This window comes from Flavobacterium faecale, assembly GCF_048320115.1.
Taxonomy (GTDB): domain Bacteria; phylum Bacteroidota; class Bacteroidia; order Flavobacteriales; family Flavobacteriaceae; genus Flavobacterium; species Flavobacterium faecale_A.
Genome location: NZ_CP182943.1, coordinates 1,142,983 through 1,157,541, shown reverse-complemented (window position 1 = coordinate 1,157,541; position 14,559 = coordinate 1,142,983). Strand labels below are relative to the sequence as shown.

Sequence of the window (14,559 nt, the reverse complement as noted above, 5' to 3'; positions counted from 1 at the left end):
ACCTAATAAGTGAAATGATGGCATACGATGTCCATATATATACTGATGGTGCTGCTAAAGGGAATCCAGGAAAAGGTGGTTACGGTGTGATTTTGGAAATGGTCGGAACGCCTTATAAAAAGGAATTCTACGAAGGATTTCGCTATACTACTAACAATAGGATGGAGTTGTTGGCAGTAATTGTTGGTCTGGAAAAACTTAGAAAACCCAACACAAATGTTTTAGTCGTTTCTGATTCAAAATATGTGGTGGATTCCGTTGAAAAGAAATGGGTTTTGGGTTGGGAAAAAAAAGGTTTTGTTGGAAGGAAAAATCCTGATTTGTGGAAACGTCTTTTAGTGAGTTATAGAAAGCATAAGGTTGATTTTAAATGGATTAAAGGACACAATAGTCATCCTCAAAATGAAAGATGTGATGAATTAGCTGTTATGGCTTCCCAAGGTAGTTCTTTGTCAATAGATGAATTTTACGAAAAGGAAGAGGGTAAAATTTTATGAAAACTTTGCTGGTTAGAACCGTTGCAACTATAAAACTTATGAACTATCTTTGCACTTTAATTCGAAACTCACAGAATGAACAAATTATTGATTGTTGGAACAGTTGCTTTCGACGCTATTGAAACTCCTTTTGGTAAAACGAACAAAATCTTAGGAGGTGCTGGAACTTATATAGGACTTTCCGCTGCTTTTTTTAAGTTACAATCTGCTATCGTTTCTGTGGTTGGAGATGATTTTCCTCAAGAATATTTAGATTTATTGACTGAAAGAAATATTGATATTTCGGGAATCGAAGTTGTAAAAGGAGGGAAGACGTTCTTCTGGAGCGGTCGATACCATAATGATTTGAATTCTAGAGACACCTTAGATACGCAATTAAATGTTTTGGCTGATTTCCAGCCAGTGGTACCAGAAAATTATAAAAATGCTGATGTTGTGATGTTGGGTAACTTACATCCACTAGTACAAAGCGGGGTGTTGGATCAGTTAGAGTCAAGACCAAAATTAGTTGTTTTGGATACGATGAACTTTTGGATGGATTGTGCTCTGACTGAACTTTTAGAAGTTATAAAAAGAGTAGATGTTATCACCATTAATGATGAAGAGGCAAGGCAACTTTCAGGAGAATATTCTCTTGTAAAAGCGGCAGCTAAGATTCATGCAATGGGACCTAAATATGTGGTTATCAAAAAAGGAGAACACGGCGCTTTATTGTTTCATGATAAAGAGGTTTTCTTTGCGCCAGCTTTGCCTTTGGAAGAAGTTTTTGATCCAACAGGAGCTGGAGATACCTTTGCAGGAGGGTTTACAGGCTTTATTACACAAAGTGAAAATGTTTCTTTTGAGAATATGAAAAATGCTATTATTCATGGATCAAATTTGGCATCTTTTTGTGTAGAGAAATTTGGAACCGAGAGAATGATAGGTTTGGATAAGAATGAGGTGGTGGCAAGACTACAGGAATTTAAGTCCTTGACACATTTTGATATAGAATTATAACGCTTGAAAGTCCCTGAAAGGGGCTTTTTTGTTTGATAATAGATTTTTAAATAATAATACTACAAATAATACAGTAATGAGCGATGCATTAAAACATGAGTGTGGAATAGCCTTAGTTAGACTACTTAAACCGCTTGAATTTTACAAAGAAAAGTACGGAACTGCATTTTATGGGATACAAAAAATGTATCTGATGATGGAGAAACAGCACAACCGAGGTCAAGATGGTGCGGGATTTGCAAGCATCAAAATGGATGTAGAGCCAGGAGAAAGGTATATTAGTAGAGTTCGTTCCAATCAATCGCAGCCTATTCAAGATGTATTTTCTCAAATTAACGAAAGAATCAATGAGGAAATGGCGAATCATCCTGAATATGCAGATGATGTAGCAGCACAAAAAGCTAACATTCCATATATTGGAGAATTGTTTTTAGGTCATGTTCGTTATGGTACTTTTGGGAAAAATAGTATCGAAAGTGTGCATCCATTTTTAAGACAAAGTAACTGGATGCATCGTAATCTTATTTTGGCAGGTAATTTTAATATGACCAATGTTAAAGAGCTTTTTCAAAATTTGGTAGAGTTAGGGCAACATCCAAAAGAAATGGCTGATACAGTTACTGTAATGGAAAAAATTGGTCATTTCTTAGATAAAGAAGTGATGCAACTGTATCAAGATTGTAAGGCGGAGGGGTATTCAAAGCAAGAAGCTTCTCCTGTAATTGCTGAAAGATTAGATGTTGCTAAAATCTTAGCTCGTTCTGCTAAAAATTTAGATGGTGGTTATGCAATGGCAGGTTTGCTTGGGCATGGTGATGCATTTGTATTTAGAGATCCAGCAGGAATTAGACCTGCCTATTTTTATCAAGATGATGAAGTAGTAGTAGTGGCTTCTGAAAGACCTGTAATTCAAACGGTATTTAATATTCCTTTTGAAAAAGTTCAAGAAATTGATCCCGGAAGTGCTTTGATTATTAAGAAGAACGGAAATGTTTCTATGAAAGAAATTTTGACTCCTACAGTTAAAAAATCTTGCTCATTTGAACGTATTTATTTCTCTAGAGGTAGTGATGCTGAAATTTACCAAGAGCGTAAAAATCTTGGAAAATTAATATTGCCAGCAGTTTTAAATTCTATTGATCAGGATACTGATAACACGGTGTTTTCATACATTCCAAATACAGCTGAAACCTCATTTTATGGATTGGTTGAAGCTGCTCAAGATTTCTTAAATCAACGAAAGAATAATTATATTTTAGAAAACCGTCATACACTTACTGAAGACAGTTTGAGAGAGCTTCTTTCGGTAAAAATTAGAACTGAGAAAGTTGCAATTAAAGATGCTAAACTTAGAACGTTTATTACGGAGGATAGCAGTCGTGATGATCTGGTAGCGCACGTATATGATGTTACTTATGGTGTGATCAAGCCAACGGATAATTTGGTTATTATTGATGATAGTATTGTAAGAGGGACAACTCTCAAAAAGAGTATTATCAAGATGATGGATCGACTAAATCCAAAACGCATTGTAATTGTTTCGTCTGCACCGCAAATTCGTTTCCCTGATTGTTACGGAATTGATATGGCAAAGTTAGAAGGTCTTGTGGCTTTTAGAGCAGCATTGGAACTATTAAAAGAAAGAAACTTATACCATATTGTTGATGAGGTGTATGCAAAATGTAAAGCGCAAGAAAGTTATAAAGATGCTGATGTGGTAAATTATGTAACTGCTATTTATGAACCGTTTGCTCCTCAAGAGGTTTCAGATAAAATAGCTGAGATGTTGAGTTCTCCTGAAATCAAAGCCGAAGTTAAAATTATATTTCAAACAGTTGAAGATTTACATATTGCTTGTCCGAAGAATTTAGGGGACTGGTATTTTACAGGAGATTATCCTACACCAGGAGGTAATAGAGTGGTTAACAGGGCTTTCATGAATTTTTATGAAGGAAAAGATGCAAGAGCATATTAGGTAATTAATCGGGTTTATAAGTAGTTCATCTGAAATTTTTGTTTTAGAGATATGTCTGCATTAAATTTGAAGCACCATAACATTAGTAGGTTAAGTTTATGGTAGATTTGGGGCAAAAAGGGTGGAAGTGATTCCACCTTTTTTATTGGAATAAACTGAAGAAAAGAAGCTATAGTTTAGAGAATAATACAAAAAAAAATAGACGAACAAACTCAAAGTTCATTCGTCTATTCTCCGTAATTATTAATCTGTATATTCTTCTAACTATTTTTCAGAAGCATATCTTCTTGCTACTTCAGTCCAGTTGATTACATTAAAGAAAGCTTCAATATAATCTGGTCTTCTGTTTTGGTAGTTTAAGTAATAAGCGTGTTCCCAAACGTCCATCCCTAAGATTGGAGTTCCACCGCAACCAACACCTGGCATCAGTGGATTGTCTTGATTTGGCGTTCCGCAAACGTCCAATTTTCCTCCTTTTTGAACACATAGCCATGCCCATCCTGAACCAAATTGTGTTGCTCCAGCTTTACTGAATTTAGCTTTAAATTCTTCAAAAGATCCAAAAGCACTTTCAATGGCAGCAAGCAAATCTCCTGTTGGAAGTCCACCACCATTTGGAGTCATTACAGTCCAAAACAAGTTATGGTTGTAAAAACCACCCCCGTTGTTACGAACAGCTCCGTTACTCATATCTAAGTTGATAAGGATATTCTCGATTGTTTTTCCTTCCATATCTGTTCCTGCAATTGCAGCATTAAGATTGGTAGTATAAGCATTATGGTGCTTAGAATGGTGAATTTCCATTGTTCTTGCATCAATATGTGGTTCTAAAGCGTCATACGCATAAGGTAATTGTGGTAATTCAAAAGCCATTTTATTATTGTTTTAAAGATTTATAAAAATTTTTATCCAAATTTAAACATTTAACTTTGGAATAGAAAACCCAATTTTGTTATAATTTAAATATCAATGTATAATTAAGGTGTCATGTGGTTTTTAGGAATCAGCCATTGCCATACAAATAATACTTATTTTAATGCTTGGTATTTTTTGTAAAGCTCTGCAACAGGCTTCGAGTGTGGCGCCAGTGGTGATTATGTCGTCAACAAGAATGAAATGTTTTTGATGCTCTTTTTCTGAAAAATGGACATCAAATAGACTTTCGATATTCTCGGTTCTTCCCAAAAGATTTTTCTTGGATTGTGTTTTGGTGTGTTTAGTTCGAATTAAAATCTGATCCTCAAAAGGTAGGTTTAAGCCTTTGGCGATTGATTTTCCAAATTCAGTTACTTGATTGTATCCTCTTAGTTTATGTTTTTTTGGATGCAGTGGAACGGGAATTATTGCATCTACAGTTTCTAAAGATTTTATTTTCTTTAAATCTTCAACATACCATTCTCCAATCAACGTGCCTATTTCTTCATGTCCTCTATATTTTAAATTGTGTATCAATTCTTGTACGATCCCTTTTTTATGAAAATAAAATAACGCTGAAGCATGCTCGATGTCAATACGACCATAAAATTTTTTAAAAGCTTCATTTTCTTTTAAAAGATGATGGTTGGTTATTGGGATTTCATGTCTGCATTGGGTGCAAATAATGTTTTCATTTGTCAAAAGTATGGTCTTACATCCCGTGCAAATAGGGGGAAGAATAAATTTAAAATAGATTTTAACATGAATGAAAAGATTTATTTATAAAAATATGAAAATCAATGATTCAAACTTTATGTATTTTCTTTTTTTTATGTCCACTTTTTATATTTTTGCACCATGGCAAAACAAGAAGATATTTTTAAGAATGTAGTTTCGCATGCAAAAGAGTACGGATTTATTTTTCCGTCAAGCGAAGTGTACGATGGTTTAAGTGCAGTATATGATTATGCACAAAATGGTGTTGAATTGAAGAAGAACATCCGTGAATATTGGTGGAAAGCGATGGTTCAGATGAATGATAATATTGTAGGCCTTGATGCTGCAATATTAATGCATCCAACCACTTGGAAAGCTTCAGGTCACGTAGACGCTTTCAATGACCCATTAATTGATAATAAAGATTCTAAAAGAAGATATAGAGCTGATGTATTGATTGAAGATTATGCTGAAAAGTTAAATCAAAAGGCTCAAAAAGAAATCGAAAAGGCGAGAACTCGTTTTGGAGATGCTTTTAACGAACAAGAATTTGTGACTACAAATGCTAGAGTGGTTGAATACAAAGCCAAAGAAAGACAGGTTTTGGAACGTATGGCTCGTTCTTTGGGTAACGAAGATTTGGATGATGTGAAATTACTAATTGAAGAATTAGAAATTGCTTGTCCTGAGTCAGGTTCTAGAAATTGGACTGAAGTACGTCAGTTTAACTTGATGTTTGGTACCAAATTAGGGGCATCCGCTGATTCTGCAATGGATTTGTATTTGCGTCCAGAAACGGCTCAAGGTATTTTTGTGAACTTCTTGAATGTTCAAAAATCAGGAAGAATGAAAGTTCCTTTTGGTATCGCACAAACAGGAAAAGCATTTAGAAATGAGATTGTAGCAAGACAATTTATCTTCCGTATGCGTGAATTTGAACAAATGGAAATGCAATTTTTTGTGCGTCCAGGTGAAGAAATGAAGCATTACGAATATTGGAAAGATGCACGTTTAAAATGGCACTTATCTTTAGGTTTAGGAAAAGAAAACTATCGCTTTCATGATCACGAGAAATTAGCGCATTATGCAAATGCCGCAGCAGATATTGAATTTAATTTTCCTTTTGGTTTCAAGGAATTAGAAGGTATTCACTCTCGTACCGATTTTGACTTAAAAGCACATGAACAATATTCAGGTAGAAAATTGCAGTATTTTGATGCTGAATTGAATAAGAACTATGTTCCTTATGTAGTAGAAACTTCGGTAGGACTAGATAGAATGTTCTTGGCTGTTTTTGCTACTTCTTTGAAAGAAGAAACTTTAGAAGATGGTTCGTCAAGAACCGTTCTTAAATTACCAGCGGTGTTAGCTCCAACCAAAGCAGCTGTTTTACCATTGGTTAAAAAAGATGGATTGCCAGAAATTGCACACCAAATCATCTCAGATTTAAAATGGGATTTCAATGTGTCTTATGATGAAAAAGATGCTGTAGGGCGTCGATACAGAAGGCAAGATGCTTTAGGAACTCCGTTTTGTATCACAGTGGATCATCAGACGATCGAAGATCAAACTGTGACCATTCGTCATAGAGATACCATGAAACAAGATCGAGTAGCGATTTCTGATTTAAAATCAATTATAGAGAATGAAGTTTCTATGAAAAATTGGTTAATGAGAATGTAAAATTTGATTATTTGTAAACGTAAAAAAACTTTCCAAAATATGGAGAGTTTTTTTTTGTCAAAAATAACAACATAAGAATTAACTGAAAAACATATTTTCTGGAAACAAGAGCTTTGTGTTCTTAATCGGATTTTTTCGCAGTTAAGCAAAATCTATTAACATTTTTTCAAAACATGTTAACAAGCAGCGTTGTAAAAGCGTTAAATGTTTATTTTTAGTTCATTAAAAGAACGTTTTTGTGATAAACTTAGATATTATTTTAACATAGTTTCCCCAAAACTATCCTACTTAGCAGTCTAAATTTTGGTTGAGGTATTTGTAATGCCTCAAAAGGAATAGCTATGCCTAACCAATTAGGAATACCACAAATGAACTATTCATACATTATTATTGATGATAATCAAGAAAGTGCTAAAGCGACGAAAACCATTACAGATGGTTTTTCGGAGCTTTCTTTTTTGGGTATTGCTAGTAACTATGATGAAGGGTTAAATTTAATTCTAGAACACAAACCACAATTAATTTTTCTCGAAATTGAACCTGCTGATAAAAAAAGTAATTTATCGTTGGCACTTATTAGTGAATTATACAGATACTTAAATGTTGTTCCTAAAATTATAATCACTACTTCTAAAAAGGAATTGGCTTTTGAAGCTATTCAATATGAGGTGGCGGATTATTTTATCAAGCCAGTTACGCGCTTTGATATGGTAAAATCATTGTTAAAAATTGAAAAGTCAAATGCAATCATTCAACCACTGCCTGCTTACTCAGTAACTGAGCCCGAAACGGTTATTGTTCCAAAGGTTGTAGCGTCTGAAGCCCCAGCAATTATAGAACCACTTATATTGTGTGTCAAGTCTTATGGAGATTACAGGTACATAGATACAAGAGATATTGCTTATTTCCAAGCAGATAATAACTCTACCGATATTCATTTAACCAATGGTGAAATGATTACAGCTTTTAAAACTCTTAAGCATTTTGAAGGTGTTTTGCCATATCCTTTTGTTCGTATCCATAACAGTTATATAGTAAACAGTCACTGTATTTCAAGGATACATACGGGAAATTCCGTTTGTTATATTAAAAATACAGCGATAAAATTGCCTTTCTCTAAGTCCTACAAGTCAAATATTGATCTTATTATAGCTGAAATTTCGAGTGGAAATTACCTAGAAATATAAAATCAGTACATCTACCAAGATTTGAGTGTCATTCACTATCAAACGACGTACATTCACCATAAGTACTGTTTTTTGTAAGGTAAATTAGGGTTCTCTGTGTAGTTTTACAACATGATAAAGCGATAAACGCTAGTCATTAAACAAGTAAAACAATATAAACACATAAAAACCCCAAATTATGAAAAATTCAATCGTAACATTCGGATTATTTGCTTTAGTAATGGTATTAACATCTTTCACAACTCCAGATAACACAGGTGGAAGTAGACAAATTAAAACTGATTATACGTTTAATACTGGAGGAAGCAGACAAATTAAAACTGATTACACAGGAGGAAGTAGACAAATCAAAACTGATTATACATTTAACACAGGAGGAAGTAGACAAATCAAGACTGATTATACAGGAGGAAGTAGACAAATTAAAACTGATTAATTAGAAAAGTAGATTAAAAATAATATATAAAGAGGCTGTCAAATTTGATAGCCTTTTTTTATGTCAATTAGTTTAAATTAGTATTTTTGATAAAATTGAAACTACTATTGAAAACTTTCATGACAAAATGGTTTTTTTGGCTGTCTTTTTTTGTAATAATTGGATGTACAAAAAGGGAGCTGGATGATAAAATGAATGGCGCTACGGATGATAGTCTTGCTATTTATTTTTCGTTAGCCAATGATTTTAATTTGCCAAAAGAAGAAAGATATCAGTATATTAAAAAAGCTAATGATATTGTAATCAGCTATGAAAATGATTCAATAAATCGAATTAATCTTTTTAAAGTAGCAAATAGGTATTACAATACAAACTCAATGAAAGAGTATTGTGAAACTGTCAATTTAATTTTAGAAAATTCTGGGAAAGCGAAAGACACTATTAGTATGGCAAAAGCCTATGGTTATTTAGGTGATTATTATCGAGTCAAAGCTGTTTCGGATTCGTCTTTTTTATATTATTATAAGGCTGAAAAGTTATATGATAGGCTTAATAGTAAGTATGAACTCGCGAAGACATTGATTAATAAAGCAGTTTTGTTATTTAGGGTTGGAGACTTGATGGGGAGTGAAAATGAAGTTTTTAAGGTGCTTAGGTTGCTTAAAGATGATGAGAATATTAATGTAAAGGAGATAAACTATGATGCTTACAATACATTAGGAATGGTTTATAATGGTTTAGGTGAGTTTGATAATGCAATTCTATACCATAATAAAGCATTAAGATCACTTGATGAAATTGAAATTATAGGAAAAAGTCAGACTAAGGCTATTTCGTTTTTGAATCTTGGACTGGTTTATGTAAGTTTAAAAAAGTATAATGTTGCAAAGGAGTATTTCTTAAAAGGAATAGAACAGCAAAATATAGACAATCAAGATCCTAATATTTATGCCTTGCTGTTAGATAATTTGGGATATGCAAGGTTTAAATTAAACGAACAGGAGAATTTACCTGATTTGTTTTATCAATCGCTTAGAATTAGGGATAGTTTAAATTTAAAAACAGAAATACCATTAAATAAAATTCATTTATCTGAATACTATTATTCGGAAAACAATAAACTATTGTCCTTAAAGTTTGCAAAAGAAGCTCTTGAGATGGCAAGAAGTGTTAATTCTCCGCGGGAAATTTTAATTGCATTAAAAAATATCGCAATTGTAGATCCTAAAAATGCAGGAAGTTATTCTAAAGAATACATTACCATTAACGATGAATTACAAAAAGAAGAACGCAAAGTAGGAGAGAAATTCTCTCGTATTCAATACGAAACGGATGTAATCAAGGGTGAATATACCGATTTAGAATCTAAAAACAGAAACCTGGTTTATGTCTTCAGTTTCTTCATTATTGTAGGTTTGTTTATTTATATCATCAAAGCTCAAAAAACCAAAAATAGAGAACTTCAATACAAACAGCAACAGCAGCAGGCAAACGAGGATATTTACAATCTGATCATAACCCAGCAAAATACAATCGAACTCAGTAGGGTTGAGGAAAAAAAGAGAGTAGCACAAGAATTACATGATGGGGTTTTAGGGAGAATGTTTGGAGTTCGAATGAATTTAGAGGGGTTAAATAATTATAATGACGACCTAGCGATTGAACAAAGAAAAAGTTATATTGTAGAGTTGAAAAACATTGAGCAAGATATTCGTGAAATTTCTCATGATCTGAATAGAGAAAAATCAGAATTAATTAATAACTTCGTAGCAATCGTTGATAATTTATTTGAAGAGCAAAGAAAAACTTTTCCTTCTAAATTGATTTCGAATATTGATTCATTTATTAATTGGGATATAATCCCCAATGCAATAAAAATTAATTTATTCCGTATTATTCAAGAGTCATTGCAAAATTGCAATAAGTATGCTAATGCTTCTACTATTACTGTTGCAATAAGAAAGATAGATGGAGACCTTAAGCTGTCAATTCAAGATGACGGAATCGGTTTTAATGTGAATATTAAGAAGAAAGGAATTGGATTGCAAAACATGATTTCACGTGTTAAAGAATGTAAGGGTGAATTTAATGTAAAATCTAAAAATGGAGAAGGGACTAAAATAACGGTTACAGTACCAATAGAACAAAAACAAATACCAATATAGAGATGACAATTGAATCAGTTTCTAAAACCCAAAAGAACATCTTAATTGTAGATGATCATCCTTTTATTATTCAAGGTTATAAAAATGCAATTACCAGATACGAACCAAATCAGTTTGAATTTGCTATCTCTGAAGCTAAGGATTGTGAGTCTGCTTTTCATGTAATTACAAATCCTGAACATCGTTTTGATATTGCTTTTCTTGACATTAGTATGCCTGCTTATGAGGAGAAAAGTCTGTACTCTGGTGAAGACTTGGCCAAATTGATAATCGAGTATATGCCCGATTGTAAGGTTATCATGTTAACAATGTTTACCGAGTTTTTAAAGCTGAAAACATTAATAAACAGTATTAATCCTAGGGGATTAGTTATAAAAAATGACTTGACCTTTGATGAGTTACTTTTTGCATTTGACAAAGTAATTAAGAACCAAATTTATTACAGTAAGTCAATTTTGGAAATGTTAGAAGCTCATGACAATACTATTGAAGTAGATTTATTTGATAAACAAATTCTTTTTCACTTATCAAAAGGTACAAAACTGAAAGATTTACCACAATTTGTTCCCATTTCAATAAATGCCATTGAAGCAAGAAGAGCTAATTTAAAAGAATTACTGAATGTGTCAACTGATTCCGATGCTGATATCGTAAAAGCTGCCAAAAGTAAGGGATTGTTGTTCTAAAAGTACTGATAGTTGAAAAAGGAAAACCGCAATTTTAAGGATAAATATTCTTGAAATTGCGGTTTTTTTGGGTTTGAGTAAAGCTGATTTATTCACTTAACGCATTCCAACCTCTTGCCTTCAATTGGATTTTGGTATTAGCTCTGGTTACAAGATGAATTCCTTCATTTTCCTCAGTCATATGTCCAATTATAGTGAAGTTTGGATTGCCTTTGATTTTGTCAAAATCTTCAATTGGAATCGTGAAAAGCAATTCATAATCTTCGCCACCATTAATAGCTACAGTGGTGCTGTCAATATTAAATTCTTCACAGACATTGATAAATTGAGGGTCTAGAGGCAATTTGTCTTCGTATAAATTACAACCCACTTTCGATTGTTTGCACAAATGAATAATTTCAGAAGACAATCCATCTGAAATATCAATCATAGAAGTTGGTTTTATTTCTAAGGCATGTAACAAAGTGCGAACATCCTTGCGTGCTTCAGGTTTCAACTGACGCTCTATTAAATAGGTGTATAATTCTAAATCAGGTTGTGCATTTGGATTTACCTGAAATACTTGTTTTTCTCGCTCTAGGACTTGCAATCCCATGTACGCTGCACCAATATCACCAGTAACGACTAGTAAATCGGTTGCTTTAGCGCCATTTCTATAGACAATTTCTTCAGCCTCAGCTTCGCCAAGTACAGTAATACTAATGATTAAGCCTTTTTGAGACGAGGTAGTATCTCCACCGATAACATCCACTTTGTATTCATTAGCCGCAAGAGTAATTCCGGCAAATAATTCTTCCAAAGCTTCTAAGGGGAAACGGTTAGATACCGCAATAGATACCGTGATTTGAGTTGCTCTGGCATTCATAGCACAAATATCTGATACATTGGTTACTACGGCTTTGTATCCTAAATGCTTTAAGGGCATATAAGCCAAGTCAAAGTGAACACCTTCCACCATTAAATCCGTTGAAATAACTACTTTTTTTTCTTTAAAATCTAAAACAGCAGCGTCATCACCAATTCCTTTTAAAGTAGAGGGTTGGTTGATTTCAAAATTTTTAGTCAAATGGTCAATCAATCCAAATTCGCCCAATTGAGCAATACTAGTACGTTGTGGGTTTTTATCTTCGATCATTTTTGTAATTCAAATTGTTTGGATTGCAAAGATACAAAGTTGGAAAGGTTTTGTCTAATTTTTAAAATTTCATTTGGATATCAGTTTGAAACAAAAAAACCTGACAATTTTTACATCATCAGGTTTTCTCTATATTCTCTTAGCTCTTTTTCTAAAAAAAAAACTAGTCGTTCAACTTCAATACCGCCATAAAAGCTTCTTGCGGAATCTCCACATTTCCTACTTGGCGCATACGTTTTTTACCTTTCTTTTGTTTTTCAAGTAACTTACGTTTTCTGGAAATATCTCCACCATAACATTTAGCAGTAACGTCTTTACGCAAGGCTTTAATCGTTTCACGAGCAATAATTTTAGCTCCAATTGCCGCTTGAATCGGAATGTCAAATTGTTGTCTAGGGATCAACTCACGTAATTTTTCGGTCATTTTTTTACCAATATGGTATGCATTATCTTCGTGAATCAAAGCCGAAAGTGCATCGACATTTTGAGCGTTCAATAATACATCAAGTTTTACTAGTTTAGAAGTTCGCATTCCAATTGGTGAATAATCAAATGAAGCATACCCTTTAGAAACCGTTTTCAAACGATCGTAGAAATCAAATACAATTTCCGCCAATGGCATGTCAAAGTTCAATTCAACTCTTTCTGTTGTCAAATAGGTTTGGTTGGTAATCAAACCGCGTTTTTCGATACACAGACTCATTACATTGCCCACAAAATCCGCTTTGGTAATGATAGTCGCTTTGATGAAAGGTTCCTCTACACGATCTAATTTGGATGGTTCAGGCAAGTCCGAAGGATTGTTTACAATCAAAATTGTATCCGGTTCTTTTTTAGTAAAAGCGTGGTATGAAACGTTAGGAACTGTAGTGATTACAGTCATGTCAAACTCACGTTCCAAACGTTCTTGGATAATTTCCATGTGCAACATTCCTAAGAATCCACAACGGAAACCAAAGCCTAAAGCCGCAGAACTTTCAGGAGTAAAAACCAATGAAGCATCGTTCAATTGTAATTTTTCCATTGAAGAACGCAAATCTTCGTAATCTTCAGTATCCACAGGGTAAATTCCAGCAAAAACCATTGGTTTTACGTCCTCAAAACCCGTAATCATATTCGTTGTTGGTACTTTGGCATCGGTAATGGTATCACCCACTTTTACTTCTTTGGCCTCTTTAATTCCTGAAATCAGATAGCCAACATCACCAGTCGAAATCACATTTTTCGGAACTTGGTTCAGTTTTAAAGTTCCCACTTCATCTGCAAAATATTCATTGCCTGTAGCCATGAATTTGATTTTTTGTCCCTTTTTGATTTCACCGTTCACCACACGGAAGATAACCTCAATTCCTCTAAAGGGATTGTAGTGTGAGTCAAAAATCAAGGCCTGCAACGGTTCTTCGGGATTTCCCTTCGGAGCAGGAATTTTTTCAATAATGGCTGCCAAAATATTTTCAACGCCAAAACCTGTTTTTCCCGAAGCATGGATAATATCTTCTAATTTACATCCTAGTAAATCAATAATATCATCGCTTACTTCCTCAGGATTGGCAGAAGGCAAATCTACTTTATTCAAAACTGGAATAATTTCCAAGTCATTTTCTAAAGCTAAATATAAATTCGAAATCGTTTGTGCCTGGATACTTTGCGCTGCATCTACAATCAAAAGCGCTCCTTCACAAGCCGCAATCGAACGAGAAACCTCATACGAAAAATCTACGTGCCCTGGAGTGTCAATCAAGTTCAAGATATATTCTTCGCCCTTGTAAGTGTACTCCATCTGGATGGCGTGACTCTTAATCGTAATCCCACGCTCACGCTCCAAGTCCATATTGTCTAGCAGTTGTGCCTTTTCTTCACGAGCTGTTACAGTTTGAGTTGCTCCCAATAAACGGTCAGCCAATGTACTTTTCCCGTGGTCAATATGTGCAATAATGCAAAAATTTCTTATTTTTTTCATTCTGTCTAAAATATCAATAATGTATGTCGTCTTATTTTGGGCGTGCCGGCAGAATCCCGAAGAGTCGGGAGCCGTCGGGCTATTCGTTACAATCTTTTTTTGCAAAAAGCCTAAAAAAAGGATTTCCACTGCTATCCCTCACGCAAAAACCAGCCGATTAATCTGCAAATATACGCTAAATTCGGTAGCTTCAAAGTCTTATGA

Annotated in this window: 12 protein-coding genes; 8 read left to right on the top strand and 4 right to left on the bottom strand. The window is 33.9% G+C overall.

Translation table 11 applies throughout. The features are described from left to right. Positions 1–17: 17 nt before the first annotated feature. The 3 genes from rnhA (at position 18) to ACNH59_RS04815 (ending at position 3,471) form a co-directional block, all read left to right on the top strand. Positions 18–497, top strand: coding sequence for a ribonuclease HI (gene rnhA, locus ACNH59_RS04825; protein ID WP_418264300.1), 480 nt, complete (start codon positions 18–20; stop codon positions 495–497). A gap of 75 nt (positions 498–572) precedes the next feature. Next, positions 573–1,496 carry a PfkB family carbohydrate kinase gene (locus ACNH59_RS04820; RefSeq protein WP_418264299.1) on the top strand — a complete coding sequence of 308 codons (924 nt, stop codon included), beginning with the start codon at positions 573–575 and terminating at the stop codon, positions 1,494–1,496. A gap of 76 nt (positions 1,497–1,572) precedes the next feature. Beyond that, positions 1,573–3,471: an amidophosphoribosyltransferase gene (locus tag ACNH59_RS04815; protein WP_418264298.1), complete on the top strand. Its 1,899-nt coding sequence runs from the start codon at positions 1,573–1,575 to the stop codon at positions 3,469–3,471. A gap of 264 nt (positions 3,472–3,735) precedes the next feature. Here the strand turns inward: ACNH59_RS04815 and ACNH59_RS04810 are convergent, their stop codons facing one another. Further along, positions 3,736–4,344 (bottom strand): superoxide dismutase, encoded by a 609-nt coding sequence (locus ACNH59_RS04810; RefSeq protein WP_418264297.1) that lies wholly within the window; start codon positions 4,342–4,344, stop codon positions 3,736–3,738. Positions 4,345–4,467: 123 nt separating this feature from the next. After that, on the bottom strand, positions 4,468–5,088 hold the full coding sequence (locus ACNH59_RS04805) for a ComF family protein (RefSeq protein WP_418264296.1): 621 nt from the start codon (positions 5,086–5,088) through the stop codon (positions 4,468–4,470). A gap of 156 nt (positions 5,089–5,244) precedes the next feature. On the opposite strand from ACNH59_RS04805, the gene ACNH59_RS04800 reads away from it, so the two are divergent. The 5 genes from ACNH59_RS04800 (at position 5,245) to ACNH59_RS04780 (ending at position 11,260) form a co-directional block, all read left to right on the top strand. Beyond that, entirely contained in the window at positions 5,245–6,786 is a 1,542-nt protein-coding gene (locus ACNH59_RS04800) for a glycine--tRNA ligase (protein ID WP_418264295.1), read from the top strand. A 341-nt stretch (positions 6,787–7,127) separates the two neighbouring features. Beyond that, positions 7,128–7,973, top strand: coding sequence for a LytR/AlgR family response regulator transcription factor (locus ACNH59_RS04795; protein WP_418264294.1), 846 nt, complete (start codon positions 7,128–7,130; stop codon positions 7,971–7,973). A gap of 178 nt (positions 7,974–8,151) precedes the next feature. Then, the gene (locus tag ACNH59_RS04790; protein WP_418264293.1) at positions 8,152–8,409 is read left to right on the top strand and encodes a hypothetical protein; all 258 of its coding nucleotides are present in this window, start codon (positions 8,152–8,154) and stop codon (positions 8,407–8,409) included. A 119-nt stretch (positions 8,410–8,528) separates the two neighbouring features. Continuing rightward, positions 8,529–10,574, top strand: coding sequence for a tetratricopeptide repeat-containing sensor histidine kinase (locus ACNH59_RS04785; protein WP_418264292.1), 2,046 nt, complete (start codon positions 8,529–8,531; stop codon positions 10,572–10,574). Positions 10,575–10,576: 2 nt separating this feature from the next. Beyond that, the gene (locus ACNH59_RS04780; protein WP_418264291.1) at positions 10,577–11,260 is read left to right on the top strand and encodes a response regulator; all 684 of its coding nucleotides are present in this window, start codon (positions 10,577–10,579) and stop codon (positions 11,258–11,260) included. 88 nt (positions 11,261–11,348) lie between these two features. Here ACNH59_RS04780 and thiL read toward each other — a convergent pair whose 3' ends face one another. Both thiL and lepA read right to left on the bottom strand, forming a co-directional pair. Next, on the bottom strand, positions 11,349–12,395 hold the full coding sequence (gene thiL, locus ACNH59_RS04775) for a thiamine-phosphate kinase (RefSeq protein WP_418264290.1): 1,047 nt from the start codon (positions 12,393–12,395) through the stop codon (positions 11,349–11,351). 163 nt (positions 12,396–12,558) lie between these two features. Beyond that, on the bottom strand, positions 12,559–14,355 hold the full coding sequence (lepA, locus tag ACNH59_RS04770; RefSeq protein ID WP_418264289.1) for a translation elongation factor 4: 1,797 nt from the start codon (positions 14,353–14,355) through the stop codon (positions 12,559–12,561). Between the last annotated feature and the right edge of the window lie 204 nt (positions 14,356–14,559).